The following is a 23,914-nucleotide window of genomic DNA, read 5'->3' on the forward strand; positions in this document are numbered from 1 at the left end:
CTAGTCGAGCCTGATGTTGGCGTCGCGCACCAGCTTCGCGTTCAGCTTGAGGTCCTTCGCGATCAGTGCGCCCAGTTGCGACGGGGCCCCGGGGGCGACGTCGAAGCCCATGCCGCCCAGCGTGGCCCGCGTGGCGGCCGCTTCCAGCGAGGCGTTGATCGCCTGGTTCAGGTAGGCGACCACCGCGGCCGGCGTGCCGGCCGGGGCCAGCACGCCGTACCAGGAGTTGGTCTCGAAATCCGGGTAGCCCTGTTCAGCGATGGTGGGCAGGTCGGGGGCCAGCGCGGAGCGGGCCTTGGACGTGACGCCGTAGCCGCGCAGCTTGCCGTTGGCCAGGTAGGGCAGCATGTCGGGCAGGTTGTTGAACATCAGGTCCACCTGTCCGCCCAGGATGTCGGTCAAGGCCGGCACGCCGCCCTTGTAGGGCACGTGCAGGATGTCCACGCCGGCCATCTGCTTGAGCATCTCGCCCGCCAGGTGGGCGGAGGTGCCCGTGCCGAACGAGGCATAGGACAACTTGCCCGGATGTTGCCTGGCGTAGGCGATCAATTGCGGCAGGGTCTTGGGCTCGAGTCCGGGCCGGCCCACCAGAATGTTCGCGGTGGCGCCCAGCAGGGCGACCGGCGCGAAGCCGTGTTCGGTGTCGTAGGGCAGCTTGGCGTAGAGCGAGGGGTTGATGGTGAAGCTGTTGGCCACCGTGACCAGGGTGTAGCCGTCGGCAGCGGATTTCGCCACCTGGTCGACGGCGATGACCGTGCCCGCCCCCGGCTTGTTCTCGATGATCAGGGGTTGGCCGAACCGGCCCTGCATGCCCTGCGCGACGGCGCGCACGACCTGGTCCATGGTGCCGCCAGGCGGGAAGGGCACCAGCCAACGCACCGGGCGGGCGGGGTAGGACTGGGCGTGGGCGGGCACCGCGGGCAGCAGCGCGCAGCCCGCCGCGCCGGCCATCGTCAGTAGGGCCTGGCGTCTATCCATGAGTGCGTATCCTCTCGGGAAGGGGAGGTGGACCCGCTTCGTGCCGGGCCGCGCGGGTGTTGGCAAAAGTATCGGGAGATCGGCGGCGGGCGGCAATCGTCCCAGCGGATACACTCTGTTCTCGCTGCGAGAACGGATGTCCCCATGCCTTACCTTGCCCATATCGATTTCCATGCTCCGTCGGCCGAAGTCGGTCCGCTGCTGATCGGCGTGACCCTGCTGGTGGACGGCGTGGGCGGACGCATCGTGGAGGCCGAGGCCTACGACAGGGAGGACCCCGCCTCGCACAGCTTCTCGGGGCCCACGCCGCGCAATGCCTCGATGTTCGGCGAACCCGGCAGGGCCTACGTCTACCGGTCTTACGGCATCCACTGGTGCCTGAACCTGGTCTGCCGCGAATCCGGCCACGGCGCCGGGGTGCTGATCCGCGCGCTGGAGCCGACCCATGGCCTGGACATCATGCGCGCAAGACGCGGGGTGGACGATCCGCGGCTGCTGTGCTCGGGACCGGGGCGCGTGGGCCAGGCCCTGGGCATCGATCGCAGCTTCGACGGCATGCGGCTCGATCGCCCGCCCTTCGAACTGGTGGCGCGCGAGGGCGAGCCGGACATCGCCACCGGTCCGCGCATCGGTATCTCGAAGGCGCTGGACGTGCCGTGGCGTTTCGGGATGGCCGGTTCGCGCTTCCTGAGCAAGCCCTTCCCGCGGCGCTGAGCGCCGCGCGCCGCGGCCCATAGAAAAAGCCGAAGGCGGGTTCCCGATTTTCGAATTGTTGCGGGGGGCGGGCGCGGCCACAATCGCGGTCACTCGGCATTCATGCCCATACCCATGACAGGAGACCCGCCATGCGCGCACGCATTCTTGCCGCGGCACTGGCTTGCTGCCTCGTGCCGGCAGCAAGCCAGGCCGCCCCGGCCGATACCTACCCCGACCGCCCGATCCGCCTCGTGGTGCCCTATGCCGCCGGCGGCGGCGTCGACCTGCTGGCGCGGAAATTCGCCGAGGCGCTGGGCAGCCAGGTGGGGCAGAGCGTATTCGTCGAGAACAAGGTGGGCGCGGGCGGCACGCTGGGCGCGGTGTCGGTCTCGCAGGCCAAGGCGGACGGCTACACGCTGCTGTTCGGCGGCTCGCCCATGATCACCAACAAGCTGATCAATCCCGCCGTGGGCGTGGACGTGCTGAAGAACCTGGCGCCCGTGTCGCTGATCAACATGAATCCCTTCGTGCTGGCGGTGGCGGGGACGTCGCCCTATCGATCGATCCAGGACATCCTGGCGGCCGCCCGCCAGTCCCCGGGCAAGCTGAACTTCGCCTCGGGCGGCGTGGGCACGGGCTCGCACCTGGCGGGCGCCGCGCTGGCCACGGCCACCGGCATCGACGTGGTCCACGTGCCTTATCGCGGCTCGGTGGATCTCGTGCCTTCGCTGCTGGGCGGCCAGACGCAGTTCTGCTTTCCGGTCGTGACGGCGGCGCTGCCGCAGATCGAATCGGGCGCCGTGCGGGTGCTGGGCGTGACCTCGGCCAGGCGCCTGCCCATTCTTCCCGAGGTGCCGACGCTGAAGGAGGCGCTGGGCAACGACGACACGGTGATCGAATCGTGGAACGGCGTCTGGGGGCCGGCGGGCATGCCCGCGGACATCGTGGCCAAGTTGAACCGCGCGATCCACGAGACCTTCAAGCGCGGCGACCTGAACGCGTTCTTCGACAAGAACGGATCGCCGGTGGAGCTGTCGCCGACCGCGGACGATTTCGCCGACTTCCTGGCGAAGGAAACCGCCAAGTTCTCGCGCATCGTGCGCGCTTCCAAGATCGTTCAATTCTAGGCGCATGGCCATTCTATGAACCAAGATTTCCTGCCGCTGGCGGGCGTGCGCGTGCTGGATTTCTCGCACGTCATCGCCGGCCCCCTGGCGACCTTCTACCTTGCCCGGATGGGCGCCGACGTCGTCAAGATCGAGAAACCCGCCGGCGGCGACGTGCTGCGCCGGTCCGAGCGGGGGCCGTCGGCCTTCCTGTCGCTCAATGGCGGCAAGCGCTGTGTATCGCTGGATTTCCGCACCGAGCAAGGACGCGCCCAGGTCCTGGAGATGGCGCGCGAGACCGACGTGTTCGTGGACAACTTCCGCCCCGGATCGCTGGAGCGGCACGGATTGGGCTACGAAGCGATCCGGGCGGTCAACCCGCGCGTCGTCTATTGCTCGATCTCCGGGTTCGGCCGGACCGGGCCCTGGGCCGACCGGCCGGCCTACGACCACGTCGTGCAGGCGATGACCGGCATGGCGATGATGGGAGGCATGGAAGGCGACGACCCGATCAAGACCGGTTTCCCGGTGGTCGACGCGGCCACGGGCATGCTGGGTGCGCTGGCCATCGTGAGCGCCCTGCACCAGCGCAACCGCGACGGCCGCAGCATCCTGCTCGATGTGTCCATGGCGGCGGCGTCCATGCAACTGATGTACAGCTGTGCCGTCGAGGCCCTGACCAAGGGCGTGTCGCCCCGCCGTGTCGGCAACCAGGGCTATTCGGGCAGCCCCGCCGCCGACTTCTTCCGCACGCGCGACGGCTGGATCGCGCTGGGGGCCAATACGCCCGCGCAGTTCGCCCGCCTGCTGGAGGTGCTGGGGCTGCAAGAGCTGGCCACCGATCCTGCCTTGTTCGACGTGTCGTCCGGGCCGGGCGAGCAGGTGTCTTTCCTGAGGGCGAAGGACCCCGTGTTGCTCAAGGCGCGGCTGCGGGAGCGGATGGAAGAATGGGAGGCGGCGCAGCTCGAACAGCGGCTGGCCCAGGCCGGCGTGCCGGCGTCCAAGGTCCGGTCGGTGGCGGAGTTCGCGGCCGACGCCGTCGCCAGCGGTGCGCTGGAGCCGGTGGTGCTCAAGGATGGCGAGGACAGCGCGACGGTGCCGGGGCTGGGCTTTCGCGCCTGGGCCTGAGCCGGGTCAGGCCGCCCGCGCGGCGGCCATCTGCCGGGCCGCCCAGACCACGGCCTGCCGCAGCGGTTCGACCCCGGGTAGCTGCATCACGGGTTGGCGCGCCAGGAACGCCAGCCGGCTGACCGGGATGTCGTCGGCGACGGGCAGTATGTGCACGCGGCCCATCCCGGCATAGTGGCGGACCGGCGACGACGGCGCGAAGGTCAGCATGCGGGTGGCCGCCACGACCTCCAGGTTCGTGTGATACGGGAAGGACTCGATGCGAGGTTCCGGCGGGACCAGGCCGGCGCCCAGGAACACGCGCTCGAGCACCCGTCGGGCCTGGGACGCCTTGGGCGGGACGATCCATTCCTGGTTGGCGAGATCGCTCAGCCGCAGCGAGGCATGCCGCGCGAGCGGATGGTCCGTCGCGCAGGCGAACAGCCGGCTTTCCTCGTGCAGCGGTTCGATGTGCAGGTCGGTCAGGCGGCCGCCCTGCACGGGCAACTCGTCCAGGTGGCAGATCGCGCAATCGATCTCGCTCCGGTCCAGGCCGCCGTACAGCACGTTGATGCCGCCATGCGTGATGGCGATGCGGGGCAGGGTGCCGGTGGATTCCATCCGGGCCATGGCCTGCGGCAGCAGCCAGGCGTCGAGCAGCGGCAGGACGCCGACGCGCACCAGCGGCGTGCTGCCCCGCACCACGCTTTCCAGCGCCGTGTCGAACGATGCCAGCGCGATGCGCAACTGCCTCAGCGCGAGATTGCCGGCGTCGGTCAGGCTGCCCCCGCGTGCGTTGCGTTCGATCAGCGTGGTGCCGAAGACCTCCTCCAGCGTCTGCACCATGCTGGTCACGGTGGGCTGGCTCAGGTGCAGGGCCTGCGCTACCGCGGCCAGCGAATGGTGCTCGGCCACCAGCTCCAGCAGGCGCAGGTGCTTGATGCGCAACTGGTCGCTGCGGTTGCGTCTGCTGTCGATGTTCACGTCGGCGTCTCGCGGAAAACCTAGGACGCCCGCATGGGCAGCCCCAGGTTGCTCATCAGCGTCTTGGCATTGCGAGGCGCTTCCACCTTCGCGTCATTGTCGAAGTAGCAGAACACATGGCGCCCGGCGGCGCGGCGCGGCGCCTTGCCGCCCATGCGGCGGGCGTCGCGTGGTTCGCCGCCGCGTGCCCAGGCCCGGATGCGCCGGGCCCAGCCATCCAGCGCCGCGTCGGTGTAGCCGCTGACGTACAGCTCCTGGTCGCCGTGCAGGCGGATGTAGACGAAATCGGCGGTGACGTCTTCGTAGTAGGGCCATTTGCCGGCGGTGTCAGCCACCACCAGGGCCATGCCGTAATGCCGCAGCATGTCGGTGAACGCCGGATCGACGAAACTGTCGTGCCGGATCTCGATCGCGTGACGCAAGGGCAGGCCGGGCTGGGCAGCCAGGCTGGCGCGGCCCTGCATGCGCGTCTCGTGCCGGGCCGCCAGCGCGCGGGCGTGATCGGTATCGTGCGGCAGGGCCTTGAAGAAGGTTTCGAACAACGCCGGGTCGAACCGCAGGCTGGGCGGGAACTGCCACAGAATGGGGCCCAGCTTGTCCTTGAGTTCGAAAAGCCCCGACGCCAGGAAGTTGGCCAGCGGCCGATCGATTTCGCGAAGCCGCAGGATGTGGGTCATGTAGCGCGGTCCCTTCACGCTGAAAAGGAAGCCCTTGGGCGTGTCGGCATGCCAGCGGGCGTAGCGCTCGGGCGTCTGCAGCGAATAGAACGAACCGTTCAGTTCTATGGTCGAGAATTCGCGCGACGCGTAGGCCAGTTCCAGCCGCTGCGGCAGGTCGTCCGGATAGAACACTCCTCGCCAGGGAGGGTAGCGCCAGCCGGAGATGCCCACGCGCATGTCGCCCATGGTGTCATGGACCGCCGGGAAGGCTGCGGTCACCCTGGCCCAGCGGCAACTGCATCATGACGGTATCGACCCAGCGGCCGTGCTTGAAGCCCACGCTGCGCAGCACGCCGGCGTGTTCGAACCCGACCTTGCGGTGCAGGGCGATGGAGGCCGCGTTGCCGCTGTCGCCGATGACGGCCACCATCTGGCGCCAAGGCCCTTCCTGGCAGCGCGCGATCAGGGCCCGCATCAAGGCCACGCCGATTCCGCGCCCGCCTGTGCCGTCGGCGACGTAGACGGAGTTTTCTATGGTGTGGCGGTAGGCCGGCCGCGCGCGGTAGCTGCCGGCATAGCTGTAGCCGACGATCGTGCCGTCCTGCTCGGCCACCAGGTAGGGCAGGCCAAGCTCGAGCACGGCGGCGCGGCGGGCGCGCATGTCTTCCACGGTGGGCGGAACTTCCTCGAAGCTGGCGATGCCGTTCAGGACATGGAAGGCGTAGATGGCCTGGATGGCGACCAGGTCGGCGTCGCAGGCGTCGCGGATGACGAGCGTGGGCGAGGGGGACAGGAGTGCGGAGGTGCTGGACATGGCGATGAACGTTCCTGGAGCCCGGCCGCGGCCGGGCGCAAGCCATTACTTTACCCAAGAACGCCGCCGCCCCCCATCGGAGGGCGGCGAAGTCGCCGGTCAGTTCTTGGTGGCGTACAGGTAGATCTCGGTGCGGCGGTTGGCGGCGCGGCCTTCCACCGTATCGTTGCTGGCGATCGGGTCGTTGGGGCCGCGGCCTTCGGTGGTCAGGCGCGCGGGCGAGACGCCCTTGCTGGTCAGGTAGTTGACCACCGCCTGCGCGCGGTTCTGCGACAGGGTCTGGTTGAGCGACATCTGGCCGGTGTTGTCGGTATGGCCGACGGCCTTGGCGCGCAGTTCGGGATGCTCGTTCAATGTCTTGGCGACGCTGTCCAGCACGGGCAGCAGCGCCGGCTTGAGCGCGTAGCTGCCGGTGTCGAACGAGACGCTGCTGGGCACGTTGACCTTCAGCGAACCATCGTTCTGCTCGGTCATGTCGATGCCCAGGTCTTTGGAGCCGGACTTCTCGACGTCCTGCTTGACGGTTTTCCAGTTGTAGCCGACCAGCCCGCCCGCCACGGCCCCCAGGCCGGCGCCGATGGCCGCGCCCTTGGAGTTGCCCAGCAGAGCGCCCAGCCCGGCTCCCAGGGCGGCTCCGCCGCCGGCGCCGATGGCCGTGTTGGTCTGCTGCTGGTTGGCGCAACCGGCGACGAAGACGCCAAGCGCCGCGACCAGGGCAATTTTGGAGAGGGTGTTGGTTTTCATGTTGACCTCCTGGAGTGGACTGGGCAAAAGCGCCGTTACGTATTCGCGACGCTTTAGCAGGCTGATGTTAGCCCTTCCATATGACCGGGAATCGCAACATTTTGTACGTTTTGAGGATGGTTTGCATTCTTGCCGCGGCGCTCAGCCGGCGGCGCGGCACTGGTTGCGCACGAACTGCCGGATGCGGTCCATCGCGTGCAGCGAGGCGGGCGAGCCCGGTTCGACGGTGATGAACATATGGGCCTCGTCGTCGTACTTCAGCACGTCGATCGCGCCGCCGGCCCGCCGGTATTGCTCGCCGAAGGCATCGGCGCGGAAGTGGTCGACGTTGGCATCGTCCGTGCCCTGTATTAGCAGCACGGGCGGCAGGTGGCGGGCTTCCCCGCGTTCCACGATCAACTGGGGGTTGTCCCGTTCCATGGCGGCCTCGTCCTGCCAGAAGGCGTGGTGCGCGTCCAGCAGTGGCGCGAGCCGGCGTTCGCGGGCCATCCGGTAGCGTGCCAGCGGATCCAGGATCGGCCAGCAGGCCACCGCAAAGCGGACCAGCGGCGCCGGATCCGCCGCCGCGCCAGGGGCGCCCCCCAGCAAGGCGTTCAGCATCAGCAGGTGGCCGCCGCTGGACGTACCCAGGCCGCCCACCCATTCGGGACGGCTGCCCAGCCGGTTCGCGTGCCGGCGGGCCCAGGCCAGGCCGGCGTGGACGTCGGCGAAGGTGGTGGCCGCTTCGGCCTGCGGCGGCATGCGGAAATCCAGTGCGAACGTGGCAATGCCCTCGTCCGCCAGCGCCTCGTGCATGGAGGCATTGTTCAGCCGGTTGCCCCGGATCCAGGCGCCTCCGTGCACGTCGACCAGCAGGGGGACGGCGGCATCGCAGCGGGGCCGGTACAGCCGCCCCGGCAGGGCCTGGCCGTCGAAGGCGGGGAACTCCAGGTCTTGAATGTCGAATCCGGACATGGGCGGGCTCGCTTGGAGGCGGACGTCCTGTTTTGGTCGATATGCCCCGATCTTCGCACACTTGGCGGCTTTCCGTGCTTTTCGCGGCGCGCATGCGGGGCGACGGCCGGATGCAACAGCCGGGTTACGTTTGCATTCGCCGTTTTGACGTATATCCGGCAGAATGGCTGTGCTTGCCGCGGCGGGCCTCGACCCTTCCTCCGGAAGCTGCTTGCGGGCAAGCTCACTCAAGGAGAGAGAGCATGAAACGTCGTCAGTTCCTCTACGCCACCGCTACCGCCGGCCTGCTGGTCGCCGCGGGTTGCACCACGACCGACCCCAACAAGGGCGGCGACAGCTCGCCCGCCGCCAAGCGCAGCCGGATCGATTCCGGGGTCAACGAAACGCTGAACCGCCTGTATTCCACGGTCGACGGTTCCCGCGAACTGGGCAACAAGGCCCGCGGCATCCTGGTCTTCCCCAGCGTGATCAATGCCGGCTTCATCGTCGGCGGCGAGTACGGTGAAGGCGCGCTGCGCGAAGGCGGACGCACCACCGGCTACTACAGCACCGCCAGCGGCTCGTTCGGCTTCCAGGCCGGGGCGCAGTCCAAGGCGCTGGTGTTCATGTTCATGAACCAGGCCGAACTCGACCGCTTCAAGTCCAGCAACGGCTGGACCGCCGGCGTGGACGGATCGGTGGCGGTGGTCAAGGCGGGTGTCAACGCCGCGGTCGACACCAATACCGCCCGGGCTCCGGTCGTGGCCTTCGCGCTGACCAACGCCGGCCTGATGGCCGGCCTGACGGTGGAAGGCACCAAGATCTCCAAGCTCAATCTGTAGCGGGACCGGCCGCCGGCGGATGGGGATGACCTTCCTGTCCGTCGCGGGATCCTCGCATTGCCGGTGCGGGGCGGTTCCCGGAAACTGGCGGCACCTCCGCGGACGGTTGGGCACGGCGCCCGGCGCGCGGGGGTGGAGTCCCGCCCATGTCTCTTCCTGTTTTCTCCGCCCGGCGGCGTCGGCAGCGCGGCCAGTCCATGGTGGAGTACGTCATCATCGTCGCGCTCGTGGCCGTGGCCGCGATCGCCGTCTACCAGCTGTTCGGGCAGGTGGTCCGTTCCCAGACGGCCGCGATGGCCCGCGAACTCGCGGGCGAGGACGGCTCGACCGAATCGCGGGCGGCGCAGACCGCGGCCAAGGGTGCCCGGTCCCAGACCTCCGCCCGTTCGCTCAAGTCCTTCACCGGCAACGCCGCGCAGGCGGGCGCGAACTAGATGCGCGCCGTGGATCGCTCGCAGGCCGGACAGGCGTTGGTGCTGGCGGTGGCGCTGCTCGCCGCGGCGGCCGCCGGGTTGGTGCAGCTCTTCAACGGCGGGCAGCTGCTGCGCGAGAAGGTCCGGTTGACGCGCGCGCTGGATGCGGCGGCCTATAGCGGCGCGCTGGCACAGGCCCGGAGCCTGAATTTCCTTGCCTATGCCAATCGCGCGCTGGTGGCCCACCAGGTGGGCATGGCGCATGCCATCACGCTGGCCTCGTGGGCCAGATTCGGCGATACGCAGGCGCGCCGGCTGGCGTCTTCCAATCCGCCCGCCAGCCTGATCGGCGGCCTGTTCGGCGCCGCGCATGGCCGGGCCTACCGGAGCGCCGCGGGCGCCGCCGGAGCAGGCAGCGCCGCCGACTGGGGAGACGGCGCGCTGGCCCGCGCCTTCGCCGAACACGATCGCGTCGTGCACGATGTCCTGGTGCGGGCGCAGGCGGCCGTCCAGCAATCGTTGGCCGACACCCGCATGCGGACCATGCGCGCCGTGCTGGCCGCCCACTATGACGATGGCGCCACGCATCTGGACGCATCCCTGCTGGCCGATACGCTGCCGGGTTTCCTGGTCCGGCATGGCGGCGCGGCGCGGAACCGGCTCAGGGGAATGGTGGAAGAGGCCAACGCGCACTACGGCTTTCTGTCGCCGCGCGATCACGACCGTCGCAGTTTGTTGCCAACGGAGTGGCGATGCCCCTGGCTGCGGCACGAGCTGCGGCGCCGGGGCGCGACCTCGCTGATGGGGCTGGATGCCTGGCGGTCGGTCGACACGCTGTCCTTCCATGCGCTGCGGTCCAATCGCTGGATAGGCTGCTACTACCGTGAATACCCCATGGGCTGGGGCAGCGCCAGGAGCGATGCTTCGTTGGCGGACGACGATCTGCCCCATGTCGATGAACCTCCCGAGGATTTCTCCGACCAGGATTTCTGGCGCTGGGTGAGCGGGCATACCGATTGGAACCTGCTGGATGGGGCGGCCAATCCGCTCGCCAATTCGTTCGCGTTGTCGCAAGGCGTGCTGTGGCAGGGCCGAGGACTGCCGTCGTTCGCCGGATTAGCCGGCAAGCAGGCCGGAGAACCGATTCTTCGCTTTGCCGCAAGGGCCACCCGCGATGCGGCGGCCATGAGGACGACGGACGCCGCCGGGCCACGAGGCGGAGCGGGCCGCCTGGCGTCCGGAGCGGGGCTGGGGGCGGGCGGACTGGCCGCGGTCAGCGCCGCGTCGACCTACTATCGACGACCCGTCGGGCGTGCCGACGGGGGCTCGGAGCGACCCAGTCTGTTCATGCCGTACTGGCAGGCCGGCCTGAGTCCGGTCGCGGCGGCGGAGCGCGAGCAGGCATGGCGCAGGCAGGGGGCGACGCGATGAACGGGCCCATGGAGCGCCAGTGTGGCCAGGCCATGGCCGAGGCCCTGCTCGCGCTGGGCGTGCTCGGAACATTGTGGGTGTTGGGCTCGGCACTGGGGCGGCTGCAGGATCTCGCGCTACAGACCGAGTTCGCCGGACGCCATCTTGCCTTCATCGTCGCGCAGGAGGCGCCGCGGGAAATACGCGAGCGCGCACAGGCCTACTTCTTTCATCCTGATCGCCATCGCTGGCTCAACCATGATGGATCCGCATTGCTGCCCGATCGGGCCGGACGATTTTCCATGGACCTCCGGCAGGCGGCCGGGCTGCTGCCAGACCGGGCGCAGCCCGGGGGGAATGCCGAGCCGGCGCGCATGATCAGAGGGGAGTTGTTGCCGGCGTATCCGGGGCTGGTGGCCGGGCGGGTGTCGGTGCAACCCGACGTCGCGCCGGCTGCCAGGCTGGGCGGGTGGGGAACCAGGGCCCCGCTGTCCAGCCGGTTCGCGATCCTGGTGAATGCCGGCCACGCCCGGGACGATGGCGATGTCCAGGCGCGCATCGCCGGCGCTCCCAGGGCGTGGAGCGACGCCGCGCGGCGTACGGAGCGGGCCGGCCGCGCCGTGTCGGCATTGTCGCGCGTCGATCGGCCCTGGGACCGCCCGCCGCCGCAATTCGATTGGCTCACGGCGTGGCAAGGCCTGCTGCCTTCGGACCTTGCGGGAGGCTCGCGATGATCGCCGCCCGGTGCCGCCAGCCGGTGCGAGGTGGCTTCATGCTCGTGATGGGGCTGCTATGGAGCCACGCGGCAGCGGCCCAGCCCAGCGTGCCGCCCGGCGCGGTGGACCGGGGCTGGGGAGGCCGCGTGCGCGTGAACGGCGTGCGCATGGACGTGCGCCTGTTCGAGGTCCGGCAACCGCCGCTCGAGGTCGCCGACGGCGTGGCCAGGCAGCCGGGGCTGGATCCCTGGCTGCTGCCTTTGCCCGATGGCGTGATGCTGAGCGGCATTCGAGACGAGCGCCCCTGGTTGATGCAGCTTCGCCGGTCTCGATCCGGCGCGACGCAGGGACTGCTGGCCGTCGGCCTCGATGCGAAGGCGAATGGGCGCGCCTCGCCCGCCGCGTGGACGCCACCGGGGGCAACGCTGCTGCTGGACCTGCAAACCCAAGACGAGCGGGGTCGGGTGGCCCATCGGCTTTACGTCCACGATGCCGACACCGCGACATTTTCCCGGTTGCTGCAAGCCAGGCTGACGGCGCTTGGATGGCGTGCGGCATCGGATGGAGGACTGATGGAATGGCATCGCGCGCGGCGGGTGCTGCAGCTGGTGGTGGTGGCGCGGGAGCAAGGAAGCGGCTTGCTTGCCGTGGAGATCGAGACGGGCGAATGAAGGAGCGAACGAGCATGATCGTGGCGGGCAGGAGGCGGGGCGCGCGATGGCTGCGGGGGCAATCCGCCGCGGAGTATCTCGTCGTGGCCATGTTGCTGGCCGGCGTGGCCGGCGCAGGATGGTTCGGCGAGGGGGGCGGATTGCTGGCATGGCTGCTCGAGGCCTTGCGCGGTTTTCATCTGCGTTTCGCCGGCTCGCTGGCCTTGCCGCTATGATGCCGCGCCTGCCCCGTCTTCGCGTGGACCGGAAGTGGTGGGTGCTGGCCGTGGCGCTGGGGGCCGGAAGCCTGGCCGCATGGCTTGGGCAGCGCCAGATCCAGGGCCGCATCGACGCCATCGAGGCCGATGCGCGCGCCGCGCGCATCGCCGTGGTCGTTGCCGCGTCCGACCTGGAGGCCGGCCAGCGCCTGTCGGCGGACCTGGCGGCGGTGCGCGAGATCCCGGCCGAGTGGGCGCCGTCCGGCGCCGTCGACCCCGGCAGGTTCGGCGATCTCGACGGCGCTGTGCTGGCCCACCCGGTACGGGCCGGCGAACCTCTCCTGCCGCTGCACCTGGAGGCCGGGCGCCCGGCTCCGCTGGCCGAGCGACTGGGCAAGGGGCGCCGGGCGGTGACCATACCGGTGGACGAGATCAGTTCGGTATCGGGCTTGGTGCAGCCTGGGGACCTCATCGACCTGTACGTGTCCTTCGACCATCGCGGCAAACGGACGACCATGCCGCTGCTGCAACGGATGCGCGTGCTGGCCACGGGACACCAGACCGAGACGCAGGGGGCCGGAGGCGAGGCGCCGCGCGGCGCGTTCTCCACCGTGACGCTGGATGCGACGCCGGACGAGGCGGTCAAGCTCATCATCGCGCGCGATGGCGGAATCCTTACCGCCATGCTGCGCCGTCCGGGGGACGGCAGCCCGGCGCCTGGCCGGGTGTCGGGCGGGCTCGCTTCCCTGCTGGGGCTGGGCGATGCGGAGCCGCCCGAGCCGCGCCGGCGGGCGGGCGCGACCATCATCTATGGCGACCGCGCTCCCCGCCGTATTCCCGGCCTGGGCGAGGCCGGCGAAGGGCAGGGAGGCCTGCCATGAGCGCCGCCATCATGGGGCGAGCCCTGCGCGGCGGTCCCGGTATCGTGTTCGCCATCCTGGCCTGCGCGGCGCAGGCAGCCGAGCCGTCGTCCGCCCCGTGGCCTGCATGGCTCGAGCAGGAAGAGGTGCCCGCGGCGGCACCTGCGGCCCAGTCCGGCCAGGACCTTCCGGACGTCGAGATGTACGTCGGCGAGACCCAGGTGTTCCCGGCGCCGGGCGTGGCGCGGGTGGCCGTGGGCAATGGCCGGGTCATCAACGCGGCCACGGCCGACGACAGGGAGGTCGTGGTGTTCGCCAACGCGGCCGGCACGTCGTCGCTGGTCATCTGGGACGGGGACGGCGCCATGCGGCGCATGCGCATCACCGTCGTGCCGGGCCAGTCCTCGCGCGTGCAGCGGGAGATCGAGGCCTTTCTCGCCACCATCCCATCGGTGCGCAGCCGGCTCGTCGGCGACAAGATCATCGTCGAAGGCGACGACCTGAGCGACGCGGACCAGGCCCGCATCGCGCTGCTGGCGCGCCGCTATCCGCAGGTGGTCGATTTCACCGGGCAACTCGGCTGGGAGCGCATGGTGATGATGGACGTCAAGGTGGTCGAGATGCCGCGTTCGAGGCTGCGCGAACTGGGCGTGCGCTGGGATGGCGCGAGCACCGGCGGCCTGAACGCGGGGCTGGCCTGGGACGCCGCGGTGGGGCGGCCCCTGCGGGCGGCAGCCGGCGACGCCGCGCAACGTCCCGGAGGCGGCCCCATCGAGTTGCCGTTCCCGGCCACGTCCCCGGCGGGGTATCTGGGCATGAATGCCCTGTTGTCCGCGCGCATCCAGGCCATGGCCCAGAGCGGCGAGGCGGTCATCCTGGCCCAGCCGCAACTGTCGGCGCGCAGCGGCTCCACCGCGCGCTTTCTTGCGGGCGGGGAAGTGCCCTATGCGACGGTGGACAGGAACGGCGCGTCGAACACGACCTTCAAGCCCTATGGCGTCACCTTGCAGATCGCGCCGCGGGTCGATGCGGGCGGCACGGTGCGGTCCGTCATCGACGTCGAGGTCAGCGCCGTGGATCCTTCGGTGACGGCCACGGGCGGCCCCGCGCTCAAGGTGCGCAGGACCGCCACGGAGTTCAACGTGCGCTCGGGCGAGACGCTGGTCCTGAGCGGCTTCCTGTCGCGCGAGCAGTCCCAGGACCTGGATGGGTTGCCCGGCCTGTCCAGCCTGCCCATCCTGGGGCCCTTGTTCGGGTCGCGCAGGTTCCAGCGGCGCGAGACCGAACTGGCCATCTTCGTCACCCCGACCGTCGTCACCCAGCGCAATCCCGACCTGCGAGAGCGCATCGACCGCGGGCAGCGAGTGCTGGACGAGACCTTCGGGCCGGAACGGCTGAACGTCCCCGTGCGGCCCGATGCCCCTTTCCTGGAGCGATGATGCTGGACATCGAGATCCTGACCGACGAGGACCATGCGGCCTCGTTGAGCGTGGCGTCGCCGGCGGTGATCGGACGCGGGGATGGCTGCGAGATCCGCCTGCGCCACTGGCGGGTCGCCCGCCGGCACGCCCGGCTGGAAGAGCGGACCGAAGGCGTGTTCGTGGAAGACCTGGGATCGCTGGGCGGGACCTTGGTCAACGGCCGCCGCATCCTCCAATACGGACCCTTGTTGCCCGAGGACGAGATCGTCGTCGGCGCCGTGATGTTGCGTGTACGAGCGGTTGCCGCGCTGGCCGGCGAGGCGTCGTCGCCAGGCGGCGCGCCCCCGTCGGCGGACGGGGCGGCCGCGCCGGTTGCCCGGTCCGCCGCGGGCCACACGCAAGAAGCGGCGATGGTCGAATGGCGGCGCCGGCTGCATGCGCGCCTGCTGGAGGCCCTGGACCTGCGCCGGCGCGACGTGTCCGCCATGAGCGATGCGGCCTTGCGGCAGGAGGCCGACCGCCTGCTGGAAGCGCTGGTGCTGGATGCCGATGCCGAGATTCCCGCTGACCTGGACCGCGATGCGCTCCGCCGGCAGGTCGTGGACGAGGCGGTCGGGCTGGGCCCGCTGGAGTCCTTGCTGGCCGACCCGGACATCTCCGAGATCATGGTCAACCGGCACGATGAGCTGTATGTAGAGCGCGGCGGCGTCCTGTGCCGGTATCCGGCGGTATTCAGCAGCGATCAGTCGGTCCTGGGAGTGATCGAGCGCATCGTCTCGCCGCTGGGCCGCCGCATCGACGAAAGCTCGCCCATGGTCGATGCCAGGCTGCGCGACGGCTCGCGGGTGAATGCGATCATCGCGCCGTTGGCGCTGAAGGGGCCGGCCCTGACCATACGCAAGTTCCCCGCCCGCCGCTTGCGGATGGAGGACCTGGTGGAGGGCGGATCGCTGGATGCGCACATGGCGGCGTTCCTGCGCTTGTGCGTGGAGCGGCGCAAGAACATCGTCGTCTCCGGCGGGACCGGCTCGGGCAAGACGACGCTGCTCAACATCCTGTCGAACTTCATCCCGCCGGCCGAGCGTGTCATCACCATCGAGGACGCCGCCGAATTGCGCCTGGCGCACGAGCACCTGGTCTCGCTGGAGGCGCGGCCGGCCAACCTGGAAGGCCGGGGCGCGGTCTCCATCCGGGACCTGGTGCACAACGCGCTGCGCATGCGGCCGGACCGCATCGTGGTGGGCGAGTGCCGGGGCGCCGAGGCGCTGGACATGTTGCAGGCGATGAACACCGGCCACGAGGGCTCGTTGACGACGCTCCACGCCAACACGCCGCGCGACGCGATGTCGCGGCTCGAGACCCTGGTGCTGATGGCGGGCATGGACCTGCCGCTGGGAGCCATACGCGAGCAGATCGCCTCGGCGATCGACATCGTGGTCCAGCAGGGCCGCAGCGCGGCCGGGCAGCGGCGGGTGACCGCCATCGTCGAGGTCAGCGGCATCGAGAGCGGCCGTATCCAGCTGCAGGAGCTGTTCCGTTTCGAGCGGCCGGATGGTGCGGTGCCCGGCGACGCCGGATACTTCCAGGGCTGCGAGCTCATGCCCAGTTTCCTCGATGAGTGGCGGGCCGCCGGCGCCGTCATTTCGCCGCAATGGTTCTGCGAGCGCACGCCGGCGCCGGACGGGCCCCGGAGCCTTGCATGAGCGCACGCGCCATCGACGCGCTCATCGCCTGCGCGGTGCTGGTCTGCGTATCGCTGCTGGTCTGGATCGCCTGCGGGTGGGTGCGCGACAGCCTTGTCCGGTACCGGGAGGTGTTCACCGAGACCGCCCGCGTCCGCATGAGCGAGTTCTTCCTGTTCGTGGACGTGAACCAGCTGTGGGTGGCGCACGTTGCGGTGGTCGGCCTGCTGGCGGCCGTCGGCGGGTGGTTCGCGCAGAGCTGGGTCTTCGCCGCCGCCGGCGCGGCGGCCGGGGCGTGGCTGCCGCGCCAGGTCGCCCGCCACCTGCGCACGCGCCGCATGCGCAGGTTCGATGCGCAATTGCCCGACGCGCTGCTGGCCCTGGCCAGCGCCTTGCGCGCCGGCGCCAGCCTGCAGGCGGGGCTGCGCCAGATAGCGACAGAAAGCGAGGCGCCGCTGGCCCAGGAGTTCGCGCTGCTGATGCGCGAGCAGCGCTTTGGCGTGAGCATGGACCAGTCGCTGGCGAACCTGCATGCGCGCGTACCCACCGAAGCGGCCAGCCTGGTCGCTTCGGCGCTGCGGATCGCCGCCGATACCGGCGGCAACCTGGCCGAGACCCTGGAGCGGATAGGCGCGACCGTGCGTGCACGGCTGCACATGGAAGGACGGGTACGCGCGCTTACGGCCCAGGGCCGCTTGCAGGCCAGGGTGGTGGGAGTCCTGCCGTGGCTGCTGCTGGCCACGCTGCATCGCCTGGAGCCCGAGGCGATGCAGCGTCTGTGGACCACTCCCGGGGGATGGGCCGTGCTGGCCCTGGTCGCGGCGCTGGACATCCTCGGGTTGTGGATGATCGCCCGCATCGTCCGGATCGACATATGACAACCGAAGGCGGACTTCATGGGGAAGGCGGCGCTCACGCGACGAGGCCGGCATGGGCATGATCGCGTTGCTGATCGGCCTGGCCGTGGCGGCGCTGGCGGTCCTGGCCTGCCTGCTGGTCATCGACCCGCCCCCCTTGCCGGACCGGACGGCCGAGGCGCCGCCGCGCGCGTTCCGGCTGGCCTGGCCCCTGGTCTCGGCGGCCGCCCACTATGGCCGGCCCTGGCTTTCGTGGCAGGGCCGGCGCCGCATCGAGTCCCAACTGGTCCGGTCCGGCCTGCGCCATGGCCTGGCACCGGTGCACATCCTGGGAGCGCAGGTGCTGTGCGCCTGCGCCGGTGGATTGGTCGCCGCGCTGCTGGCGTCGTCGTGGTCCGGGCTTCCCGCCCTGGCGGCCTGGGCCGCGGCGGGCGCGGCGGCGGGCGGAACCTATCCGCGTCTCTGGCTGCGCGACCGGGTGCGCCGCAGGCGGCGGGACATCCTGCGGGCCCTGCCATTCGTGCTGGACATGACCACCCTGTGCGTCGAGGCCGGCCTGCACGTGGGCGCGGCTCTGCAGCAGGCGGTCCAGAAAGGGCCGCCCGGGCCGCTGCGCGATGAACTGCGCCGCGTGCTGGGCGACGTGCGCACCGGCGTGCCGCGCACGCGCGCGCTCAAGGACATGGCCGAACGCCTGGAGATTCCCGAGATACGGGCCTGGACCGGCACGCTGGCCCAGGCCGACGCGCTGGGCATGAACCTCGCTCCCATCCTGCGCGCACAGTCCGACCAGCGCCGGGCCGAACGCTTCCTGCGCGCCGAGCGCCTGGCGCTGGAGGCGCCGGTCAAGATGCTGCTGCCCCTGATCGCTTGCATCTTTCCGTGTTCCTTCGTCGTGATCGGCTTTCCGATCGTGGTCAAGCTCATGGATACGGGTTGGTAGGGGCATGGCCTGGCATCGCGCGACCAGCTGCCTGGGCCGCCTGCGCGGATGGTTGGGGCAAGTCCCGCCGGCGCCGGGCGATGGCCTGTGGATTGTGCCCTGCCGGGCGGTTCACACCGTGGGCATGTCCTGGCCCATCGATGTCGTCTTCGTGGACCGGCGGGGCAGGGTGCTGCGCATCGTGCCGGCATTGCGCCCGGGCCGGGCGGCCTGTTGCTGGCGCGCGTGGGGCGTGCTCGAACTGGCGGCCGGAGAAGCCGCGAGGCTGGGATGGAAGCAGGGGATAAGAGTGAGCCGGCGCCGCGCATCGACGCCGATGCGGTCCGGCCCATGAGGCGGGTGCGGCGCGGGCCGCACCCCGCGGAGGTCAGCCGCGCGTCTCGTCCAGCACGCGCTGCGCTTCCTCGCGCACGCGGGCCGGGGAGGTGCCGCCGATGTGCGAGCGCGACGCCACCGAGCCTTCCAGCGTCAACACCGCGTGGATGTCCTCGCCCACCAGCGGATGGAAGGCGCGCAGCTCGTCCACCGACAGGTCGGCCAGGTCGCAGCCGCGTTCCACGCAGGCACGCACGGCCAGCGCGACCGCTTCGTGCGCGTCGCGGAAGGGCACGCCCTTCTTGACCAGGTAGTCGGCCAGGTCGGTGGCGGTGGAGAAGCCTTGCAGCGCGGCGGCGCGCATGGCCTCGGGCTTGACCTGGATGCCGCCGGCCATGTCGACGAAGATGCGCAGGGTGTCGCGCACGGTGTCGGCGGTGTCGAACAGGCCTTCCTTGTCTTCCTGGTTGTCCTTGTTGTAGGCCAGCGGCTGGCCCTTCATCAGGGTCAGCAGCGCCACCAGGTGGCCGTTCACCCGGCCGGTCTTGCCGCGCGCCAGCTCGGGCACGTCGGGGTTCTTCTTCTGCGGCATGATGGAGCTGCCGGTGCAGAAGCGGTCGGCCAGGTCTATGAAGCCCACGCGCGGGCTCATCCACAGCACCAGCTCTTCCGACAGGCGCGAGATGTGCGTCATAACCAGCGCGCCGGCGGCGCAGAATTCGATCGCGAAGTCGCGGTCGGACACCGCGTCCAGCGAATTGCGGCACACGCCGTCGAAGCCCAGCGTGCGGGCCACGCGCTCGCGGTCGATGGGATAGGAGGTGCCGGCCAGCGCGGCGGCGCCCAGCGGCAGGCGGTTGACCCGCTTGCGGCAGTCGGCCAGGCGCTCGGCGTCGCGGCCGAACATTTCGGCATAGGCCAGCAGGTGGTGGCCGAAGGTGACGGGCTGGGCGACCTGCAGGTGGGTGAAGCCGGGCAGGATGGTGTCGGCGTGCTGCAGCGCGAGCGTGGCCAGCGCGTGGCGCAACTGGCGCAGCAGGTCGGTCAGCGTGTCGATCTCGGCGCGCAGCCACAGCCGGATGTCGGTGGCGACCTGGTCGTTGCGCGAGCGGCCGGTGTGCAGGCGCTTGCCGGCGTCGCCCACCAGTTCGGTCAGGCGGCGCTCGATGTTCAGGTGGACGTCTTCCAGGTCGAGCAGCCATTCGAAGCGGCCGGCGTCGATCTCGGTTTCGATGGCGGCCATGCCGCGGCGGATGTCGGCAAGGTCCTGCTGGGTCAGGATGCCCACGGCATGCAGCATGTCGGCATGCGCCAGGGAACCCTGGATGTCGAACTTGGCCAGGCGTTTGTCGAAGTCCACCGAAGCGGTGTACCGTTTGACGAGGTCGGACACCGGTTCGGAGAACCGGGCTGACCAGGCTTCGGCCTTCTTGGCGAACTGGTCTTGGGGGCGGGGGTCGGTCGATTTGGACATGGCGCGGATTATAAAGCGGGTTATGGCGGTTACTGTATCGGGAACGGGCTCGCCCGGGGTACTGGTGGTAGGGCGGGACGCGGCGTTCTGCCGCCGCCTGTCGGCGCAGCTCAGGACGCTGGCCAGGCGCCTGCCGTTGCATCTGCTGCCGCCCGCCGTGGGCGTCGACCAGGCGCGGCGGGCGGATCCGGCCCCCGGCGTGGCGCTGCTCGACCTGGGCCTGCCCGACGCCCAGGGCTACGCGCTGGCCCGGGCCTGGGAACGGTCGGGGCCCCGGCTGGTGCTGCTCCTGCCCTCGCTCGACAGCCTGCCCCAGGCCGAGCAACTGCGCGCGAGCGACCTGCTGGTGCCGCCGATACGCATCGACCGCCTGGAGCAGGCGCTGCGGCAAGCGCTGGGCACCGGCCCATCGCCGGACGCCCTGATGGCCCACGGGCGAGACGGCACGGTCGCGGTGCCGGTGGAAGAAGTGCTCTACCTGCGCGCCGACGGCAAGTACGTCAGCCTGCGCACCCGCCAGGGCGAATTCCTGACCGATCGCGCGCTGGCCGACCTGTCGCGCGCTTTCCCCGAACGTTTCATCCAGGCCCATCGCAACGCGCTGGTGGCCCGCTCGGCCATCGCCGGCGCGCGCCTGGTCACCCCGGAACTTACCGGGGTCGATGCCGATCCCTATTGGGAACTGCTGCTGCATGGCGTGCCCGACCGCATCGCGGTGGCGCGCCGGCGCTGGCCGCTGGTGCGGCGCTGCCTGCCGCAAGGCCGTGCGGCCCAGTCCCTTTCCCCGGAGGCGATTTGACCGATACCGCCGTCGAATTGATCGACGACCTGGGCACCCTCGATCCGGCCGCCTGGGATGCCCTGGCCGCCGGCAACCCTTTCGTCGCGCACGCCTATCTGCACGGCCTGCACGCCACCGGCTGCGCCGTCCGGCGCACGGGCTGGCAGCCCACCTGCCTGGTGCTGCGGCGGGCGGGCAAGCTCGTGGGCGCCATGCCGCTGTACGTGAAGTCCCATTCCCGGGGCGAATACGTGTTCGACCAGGCCTGGGCGGAAGCCTTCGAGCGCCATGGCCTGCCGTACTACCCGAAACTGTTGTGCGCCGTGCCGTTTACGCCCGTGGGCGGCCCGCGCCTGCTGGCGGCGGCCCACGAGGACCGGGTGCTGCTGGCCCGCGCCGCGATCGAGGTCGCGCAGCAGGCGGGCGTCTCGTCGCTGCACGTGCTGTTTCCCCGCGACGACGACCTGCGGGCGCTGCGCGAGGCGGGGTACATGCTGCGCGAAGGGGTCCAGTTCCATTGGCGCAACGACGGCTATGACAGTTTCGACGCCTTCCTGGCCGCGATGAACCACGACAAGCGCAAGAAGATCCGCCAGGACCGCAAGAAGGTCGAGCAGGCGGGCATACGCTTTCGGCACCTGCGCGGCGCGGCCATCTCCGCCGGCGACCTGGCGTTCTTCTATCGCTGCTACGCCTCCACCTATGCCAACCACTGGTCCTCGCCCTACCTGAAACCGGCCTTCTTCCAGGCGCTGCACGCCGCCATGCCCGAGGCGCTGCTGCTGGTCATGGCCGAGCGGCACGGCGAGCCGGTCGCCTGCGCGTTGAACGTGGCCGCCGGCGACACCCTGTACGGCCGCTACTGGGGCTGCGTGGATTTCGTATCGGGCCTGCACTTCGAGACCTGCTACCTGCAGGCCATCGCCTATTGCATCGCCCACGGCATCGCCCATTTCGAAGGGGGCGCCCAGGGCGTGCACAAGATGTCGCGCGGCCTGCTGCCGGTGCCGACCTGGTCGGCGCACTGGGTGGCGGACGAACGTTTCGCCGCCGCCATCGCCGATTTCCTGGACCGCGAAACCCGTGGCATGAACCGGTACCTGGACGAACTGGAGTCGCACTCGCCCTTCAAGGCCCCGGCCGATTGACCGGGCAGGGCGGCTGCCGGGACGTCGGCGGGCCATCGGCCTTATGATGTGAGCTACTCCTTGGCGCTGACTTACACGATGAAAGGCAATTTCTTCAACCTCTACGCGCACCGGTTCGCGCGGGTGGCCGTGGGCGTGCCCCGCTGCCGGGTGGCCGACCCCGCGTTCAACGCGGCACAGACGCTGGACCTGGCGCGGCAGGCGGCCGCGCAGGGAGCGGCGCTGGTGGCCTTCCCCGAACTGGGGCTTTCCGCCTACACCTGCGACGACCTGTTCCACCAGGCCGCGCTGCTGGAGGCCTGCGAACGGGCGCTGGGCGACATCGTGGCCGAGTCCGCCGGGCTGCCGGCCGCGCTCATCGTGGGGCTGCCGCTAAGGGTGAACCATTCCCTGTTCAATTGCGCCGTGGTGGTGGCGCGCGGACGCATCCTGGGCGTCGTGCCCAAGACCTACCTGCCCAACTACGGCGAGTTCTACGAAGCCCGCCAGTTCACCGCGGGCGATGCCACGGTGGCCACCCACGTCGAGCTGGCCGGACAACGGGCGCCATTCGGGCCGGACCAGCTGTTCGAGGTGGCCGACGTGCCGGGGCTGCGCTTCCACGTCGAGATCTGCGAGGACGTGTGGGTGCCGATTCCGCCGTCGTCCTTCGCGGCACTGGCGGGGGCCAGCGTGCTGGTGAACCTGTCGGCGTCGAACATCGTGGTGGGCAAGTCGGGATACCGGCACCAGCTCGTCAGCCAGCAGTCGGCGCGCTGCCTGGCGGCCTACCTGTACACCTCGGCAGGGCGGGGCGAATCGTCCACCGACCTCGCCTGGGACGGCCAGTCCATCATCTACGAGAACGGCGAGCTGCTGGCCGAGTCCGGCCGCTTCCTGGACGACTCGCATCTCATCCTGGCCGACGTCGATCTCGAGCGCCTGTCGCACGAGCGCATGCGGCAGACCACGTTCGGCCAGTCGGTGCTGCGCCACAAGGCCGAGACCGAGCGTTTCCGGACGACTGCCTTCGAGATCGGCCTGGCCGTGGACCAGCCCCTGGCGCTGCGGCGCAAGGTCGAGCGCTTTCCCTACGTGCCGGCCGACCGCCGGCGCCGCGACGAGCGCTGCGACGAGGTCTACAACATCCAGGTCCAGGCGCTGGTGCAGCGGCTGTCCGCCATCGGCATGGACAAGGTGGTGATCGGCGTGTCCGGGGGACTGGATTCGACCCACGCGCTGTTGGTCTGCGCCAAGGCCATGGATCGCCTGAACCTGCCGCGCGCCAACATCATCGGCGTGACCATGCCGGGCTTCGCCACCAGCGGGCGCACCCTGCAGCAGGCGCGCGCGCTGATGCGCGTGGTCGGCTGCACGGCCATGGAGATCGACATCCGGCCCAGCTGCGCGCAGATGCTCAAGGACATCGGGCATCCGTACGCCTCGGGCCAGGAACTCTACGACATCACCTTCGAGAACGTGCAGGCCGGCGAGCGCACCAGCCACCTGTTCCGGCTGGCCAATTTCCACAACGCCATCGTCATCGGCACCGGCGACCTGAGCGAACTGGCGCTGGGCTGGTGCACCTATGGCGTGGGCGACCACATGTCGCACTACAACGTCAACGCCAGCGTGCCCAAGACCCTGATCACCCATCTGGTGCGGTGGGTGGCGGAGACGGGCAAGGTGGGTGACGGCAGCCAGGTGCTGCTGGACATCCTGGGCACCGAGATCAGTCCCGAGCTGGTGCCGGGCAAGACCGACGGCGCGCCCGCGCAGCGGACCGAACAGTTCATCGGGCCCTACGAGCTGCAGGACTTCAACCTGTACTACATCCTGCGCTATGGCTTCGCGCCGTCGAAGGTCGCCTTCCTGGCGCTGGCCGCCTGGCACGACCGCGAGCGCGGCGACTGGCCCGAGGAAGCGCACGTGCCGCGCAACCAGTACGAACTGGCCGCCATCAAGCGCAACCTGGGCATCTTCGTGCACCGGTTCTTCAAGACCAGCCAGTTCAAGCGTTCGTGCGTGCCCAACGCGCCCAAGGTCGGCTCGGGCGGCTCGCTGTCGCCGCGCGGCGACTGGCGCGCCCCCAGCGATTCCGAAGAGATCGTCTGGAAGGCCGACCTTGCGAACGTTCCCGATACTCCGCCGGACGCCTGAAGGCCGGCGCCCGGCCGGCTACAA

The 23,914-nt window shown here is 70.2% G+C and carries 25 protein-coding genes; 18 read left to right on the forward strand and 7 right to left on the reverse strand.

Annotation, left to right across the window (positions count from 1 at the left end; all coding sequences use genetic code 11):
• The gene (locus R4823_RS07595; protein WP_176400785.1) at positions 1-978 is read right to left on the reverse strand and encodes a tripartite tricarboxylate transporter substrate binding protein; all 978 of its coding nucleotides are present in this window, start codon (positions 976-978) and stop codon (positions 1-3) included.
• A 144-nt stretch (positions 979-1,122) separates the two neighbouring features.
• Between R4823_RS07595 and R4823_RS07600 the strand changes: the two genes are divergently transcribed.
• From R4823_RS07600 to R4823_RS07610, 3 genes are all read left to right on the forward strand, one after another.
• Positions 1,123-1,692, forward strand: coding sequence for a DNA-3-methyladenine glycosylase (locus tag R4823_RS07600; RefSeq protein WP_087839868.1), 570 nt, complete (start codon positions 1,123-1,125; stop codon positions 1,690-1,692).
• Between the two features lie 131 nt (positions 1,693-1,823).
• Positions 1,824-2,801, forward strand: coding sequence for a tripartite tricarboxylate transporter substrate binding protein (locus R4823_RS07605; RefSeq protein WP_087839867.1), 978 nt, complete (start codon positions 1,824-1,826; stop codon positions 2,799-2,801).
• A 15-nt stretch (positions 2,802-2,816) separates the two neighbouring features.
• Positions 2,817-3,908 (forward strand): CoA transferase, encoded by a 1,092-nt coding sequence (locus tag R4823_RS07610; RefSeq protein ID WP_087839866.1) that lies wholly within the window; start codon positions 2,817-2,819, stop codon positions 3,906-3,908.
• Positions 3,909-3,914: 6 nt separating this feature from the next.
• Here R4823_RS07610 and R4823_RS07615 read toward each other — a convergent pair whose 3' ends face one another.
• From R4823_RS07615 to R4823_RS07635, 5 genes are all read right to left on the reverse strand, one after another.
• Entirely contained in the window at positions 3,915-4,871 is a 957-nt protein-coding gene (locus tag R4823_RS07615) for a LysR family transcriptional regulator (protein ID WP_087839865.1), read from the reverse strand.
• Between the two features lie 20 nt (positions 4,872-4,891).
• Positions 4,892-5,776 carry a DUF72 domain-containing protein gene (locus R4823_RS07620; RefSeq protein ID WP_087839991.1) on the reverse strand — a complete coding sequence of 295 codons (885 nt, stop codon included), beginning with the start codon at positions 5,774-5,776 and terminating at the stop codon, positions 4,892-4,894.
• Positions 5,777-5,780: 4 nt separating this feature from the next.
• The gene (locus tag R4823_RS07625) at positions 5,781-6,344 is read right to left on the reverse strand and encodes a GNAT family N-acetyltransferase (RefSeq protein WP_087839864.1); all 564 of its coding nucleotides are present in this window, start codon (positions 6,342-6,344) and stop codon (positions 5,781-5,783) included.
• Between the two features lie 99 nt (positions 6,345-6,443).
• Complete coding sequence (locus tag R4823_RS07630) at positions 6,444-7,088, reverse strand: OmpA family protein (RefSeq protein WP_087839863.1); 645 nt, start codon at positions 7,086-7,088, stop codon at positions 6,444-6,446.
• A gap of 141 nt (positions 7,089-7,229) precedes the next feature.
• Positions 7,230-8,042 (reverse strand): alpha/beta hydrolase, encoded by an 813-nt coding sequence (locus tag R4823_RS07635; protein ID WP_087839862.1) that lies wholly within the window; start codon positions 8,040-8,042, stop codon positions 7,230-7,232.
• Between the two features lie 242 nt (positions 8,043-8,284).
• On the opposite strand from R4823_RS07635, the gene R4823_RS07640 reads away from it, so the two are divergent.
• The 12 genes from R4823_RS07640 to R4823_RS07695 all read left to right on the forward strand — a co-directional run bounded on the left by R4823_RS07640 (position 8,285) and on the right by R4823_RS07695 (position 18,367).
• A complete protein-coding gene (locus tag R4823_RS07640) occupies positions 8,285-8,863 on the forward strand; it encodes a YSC84-related protein (RefSeq protein ID WP_087839861.1) in 579 nt (192 codons plus the stop codon).
• A 146-nt stretch (positions 8,864-9,009) separates the two neighbouring features.
• On the forward strand, positions 9,010-9,297 hold the full coding sequence (locus R4823_RS07645; RefSeq protein WP_087839860.1) for a hypothetical protein: 288 nt from the start codon (positions 9,010-9,012) through the stop codon (positions 9,295-9,297).
• 9 nt (positions 9,298-9,306) lie between these two features.
• Positions 9,307-10,707 carry a hypothetical protein gene (locus tag R4823_RS07650; RefSeq protein WP_338618153.1) on the forward strand — a complete coding sequence of 467 codons (1,401 nt, stop codon included), beginning with the start codon at positions 9,307-9,309 and terminating at the stop codon, positions 10,705-10,707.
• 32 nt (positions 10,708-10,739) lie between these two features.
• Complete coding sequence (locus R4823_RS07655; protein WP_132979273.1) at positions 10,740-11,420, forward strand: hypothetical protein; 681 nt, start codon at positions 10,740-10,742, stop codon at positions 11,418-11,420.
• A gap of 38 nt (positions 11,421-11,458) precedes the next feature.
• Entirely contained in the window at positions 11,459-12,073 is a 615-nt protein-coding gene (locus R4823_RS07660) for a hypothetical protein (RefSeq protein WP_338618155.1), read from the forward strand.
• Positions 12,070-12,288 carry a hypothetical protein gene (locus tag R4823_RS07665; RefSeq protein WP_176400784.1) on the forward strand — a complete coding sequence of 73 codons (219 nt, stop codon included), beginning with the start codon at positions 12,070-12,072 and terminating at the stop codon, positions 12,286-12,288. The genes R4823_RS07660 and R4823_RS07665 overlap by 4 nt, the downstream gene beginning before the upstream one ends.
• The gene (cpaB, locus tag R4823_RS07670; protein ID WP_165963063.1) at positions 12,285-13,151 is read left to right on the forward strand and encodes a Flp pilus assembly protein CpaB; all 867 of its coding nucleotides are present in this window, start codon (positions 12,285-12,287) and stop codon (positions 13,149-13,151) included. The genes R4823_RS07665 and cpaB overlap by 4 nt, the downstream gene beginning before the upstream one ends.
• Positions 13,148-14,569: a pilus assembly protein N-terminal domain-containing protein gene (locus R4823_RS07675; RefSeq protein ID WP_243724416.1), complete on the forward strand. Its 1,422-nt coding sequence runs from the start codon at positions 13,148-13,150 to the stop codon at positions 14,567-14,569. Before cpaB ends, R4823_RS07675 begins: the two co-directional genes overlap by 4 nt.
• Positions 14,569-16,254, forward strand: coding sequence for an ATPase, T2SS/T4P/T4SS family (locus R4823_RS07680; RefSeq protein WP_338619138.1), 1,686 nt, complete (start codon positions 14,569-14,571; stop codon positions 16,252-16,254). Before R4823_RS07675 ends, R4823_RS07680 begins: the two co-directional genes overlap by 1 nt.
• Positions 16,251-17,111, forward strand: coding sequence for a type II secretion system F family protein (locus R4823_RS07685; RefSeq protein ID WP_087839854.1), 861 nt, complete (start codon positions 16,251-16,253; stop codon positions 17,109-17,111). The genes R4823_RS07680 and R4823_RS07685 overlap by 4 nt, the downstream gene beginning before the upstream one ends.
• A gap of 52 nt (positions 17,112-17,163) precedes the next feature.
• Positions 17,164-18,033, forward strand: coding sequence for a type II secretion system F family protein (locus tag R4823_RS07690; protein WP_338618157.1), 870 nt, complete (start codon positions 17,164-17,166; stop codon positions 18,031-18,033).
• Between the two features lie 4 nt (positions 18,034-18,037).
• Positions 18,038-18,367 carry a DUF192 domain-containing protein gene (locus tag R4823_RS07695; protein WP_087839853.1) on the forward strand — a complete coding sequence of 110 codons (330 nt, stop codon included), beginning with the start codon at positions 18,038-18,040 and terminating at the stop codon, positions 18,365-18,367.
• 33 nt (positions 18,368-18,400) lie between these two features.
• Here the strand turns inward: R4823_RS07695 and argH are convergent, their stop codons facing one another.
• Positions 18,401-19,822, reverse strand: a complete 1,422-nt coding sequence (gene argH, locus R4823_RS07700; protein ID WP_087839852.1) for an argininosuccinate lyase — start codon at positions 19,820-19,822, stop codon at positions 18,401-18,403.
• Between the two features lie 22 nt (positions 19,823-19,844).
• Here argH and R4823_RS07705 point away from each other — a divergent pair, with 22 nt between their 5' ends.
• The 3 genes from R4823_RS07705 (at position 19,845) to R4823_RS07715 (ending at position 23,890) form a co-directional block, all read left to right on the forward strand.
• A complete protein-coding gene (locus R4823_RS07705; RefSeq protein WP_165963064.1) occupies positions 19,845-20,621 on the forward strand; it encodes a LytTR family DNA-binding domain-containing protein in 777 nt (258 codons plus the stop codon).
• Positions 20,618-21,751, forward strand: coding sequence for a GNAT family N-acetyltransferase (locus R4823_RS07710; protein WP_132979277.1), 1,134 nt, complete (start codon positions 20,618-20,620; stop codon positions 21,749-21,751). The genes R4823_RS07705 and R4823_RS07710 overlap by 4 nt, the downstream gene beginning before the upstream one ends.
• 78 nt (positions 21,752-21,829) lie before the next feature.
• Positions 21,830-23,890 carry an NAD(+) synthase gene (locus tag R4823_RS07715; protein WP_087839849.1) on the forward strand — a complete coding sequence of 687 codons (2,061 nt, stop codon included), beginning with the start codon at positions 21,830-21,832 and terminating at the stop codon, positions 23,888-23,890.
• Positions 23,891-23,914: the final 24 nt, after the last annotated feature.

The sequence above is a fragment of the Pigmentiphaga sp. CHJ604 genome (genome assembly GCF_036972535.1).
In the GTDB taxonomy this organism is placed as follows: domain Bacteria; phylum Pseudomonadota; class Gammaproteobacteria; order Burkholderiales; family Burkholderiaceae_B; genus Pigmentiphaga; species Pigmentiphaga daeguensis.

What these genes read in the sequence shown, in the direction of transcription:
- R4823_RS07640 (WP_087839861.1), top strand. Translation starts at nt 8,285, where the DNA reads ATGAAACGTCGTCAGTTCCTCTACGCCACCGCTACCGCCGGCCTGCTG.
- R4823_RS07625 (WP_087839864.1), bottom strand. Translation starts at nt 6,344, where the DNA reads ATGTCCAGCACCTCCGCACTCCTGTCCCCCTCGCCCACGCTCGTCATC.
- R4823_RS07685 (WP_087839854.1), top strand. Translation starts at nt 16,251, where the DNA reads ATGAGCGCACGCGCCATCGACGCGCTCATCGCCTGCGCGGTGCTGGTC.
- R4823_RS07635 (WP_087839862.1), bottom strand. Translation starts at nt 8,042, where the DNA reads ATGTCCGGATTCGACATTCAAGACCTGGAGTTCCCCGCCTTCGACGGC.
- R4823_RS07665 (WP_176400784.1), top strand. Translation starts at nt 12,070, where the DNA reads ATGAAGGAGCGAACGAGCATGATCGTGGCGGGCAGGAGGCGGGGCGCG.
- R4823_RS07595 (WP_176400785.1), bottom strand. Translation starts at nt 978, where the DNA reads ATGGATAGACGCCAGGCCCTACTGACGATGGCCGGCGCGGCGGGCTGC.
- R4823_RS07605 (WP_087839867.1), top strand. Translation starts at nt 1,824, where the DNA reads ATGCGCGCACGCATTCTTGCCGCGGCACTGGCTTGCTGCCTCGTGCCG.
- R4823_RS07675 (WP_243724416.1), top strand. Translation starts at nt 13,148, where the DNA reads ATGAGCGCCGCCATCATGGGGCGAGCCCTGCGCGGCGGTCCCGGTATC.
- argH (WP_087839852.1), bottom strand. Translation starts at nt 19,822, where the DNA reads ATGTCCAAATCGACCGACCCCCGCCCCCAAGACCAGTTCGCCAAGAAG.
- R4823_RS07705 (WP_165963064.1), top strand. Translation starts at nt 19,845, where the DNA reads ATGGCGGTTACTGTATCGGGAACGGGCTCGCCCGGGGTACTGGTGGTA.
- R4823_RS07655 (WP_132979273.1), top strand. Translation starts at nt 10,740, where the DNA reads ATGGCCGAGGCCCTGCTCGCGCTGGGCGTGCTCGGAACATTGTGGGTG.
- R4823_RS07620 (WP_087839991.1), bottom strand. Translation starts at nt 5,776, where the DNA reads ATGGGCGACATGCGCGTGGGCATCTCCGGCTGGCGCTACCCTCCCTGG.
- R4823_RS07645 (WP_087839860.1), top strand. Translation starts at nt 9,010, where the DNA reads ATGTCTCTTCCTGTTTTCTCCGCCCGGCGGCGTCGGCAGCGCGGCCAG.
- R4823_RS07610 (WP_087839866.1), top strand. Translation starts at nt 2,817, where the DNA reads ATGAACCAAGATTTCCTGCCGCTGGCGGGCGTGCGCGTGCTGGATTTC.
- R4823_RS07690 (WP_338618157.1), top strand. Translation starts at nt 17,164, where the DNA reads ATGGGCATGATCGCGTTGCTGATCGGCCTGGCCGTGGCGGCGCTGGCG.
- R4823_RS07600 (WP_087839868.1), top strand. Translation starts at nt 1,123, where the DNA reads ATGCCTTACCTTGCCCATATCGATTTCCATGCTCCGTCGGCCGAAGTC.
- cpaB (WP_165963063.1), top strand. Translation starts at nt 12,285, where the DNA reads ATGATGCCGCGCCTGCCCCGTCTTCGCGTGGACCGGAAGTGGTGGGTG.
- R4823_RS07660 (WP_338618155.1), top strand. Translation starts at nt 11,459, where the DNA reads ATGCTCGTGATGGGGCTGCTATGGAGCCACGCGGCAGCGGCCCAGCCC.
- R4823_RS07695 (WP_087839853.1), top strand. Translation starts at nt 18,038, where the DNA reads ATGGCCTGGCATCGCGCGACCAGCTGCCTGGGCCGCCTGCGCGGATGG.
- R4823_RS07680 (WP_338619138.1), top strand. Translation starts at nt 14,569, where the DNA reads ATGCTGGACATCGAGATCCTGACCGACGAGGACCATGCGGCCTCGTTG.
- R4823_RS07630 (WP_087839863.1), bottom strand. Translation starts at nt 7,088, where the DNA reads ATGAAAACCAACACCCTCTCCAAAATTGCCCTGGTCGCGGCGCTTGGC.
- R4823_RS07715 (WP_087839849.1), top strand. Translation starts at nt 21,830, where the DNA reads ATGAAAGGCAATTTCTTCAACCTCTACGCGCACCGGTTCGCGCGGGTG.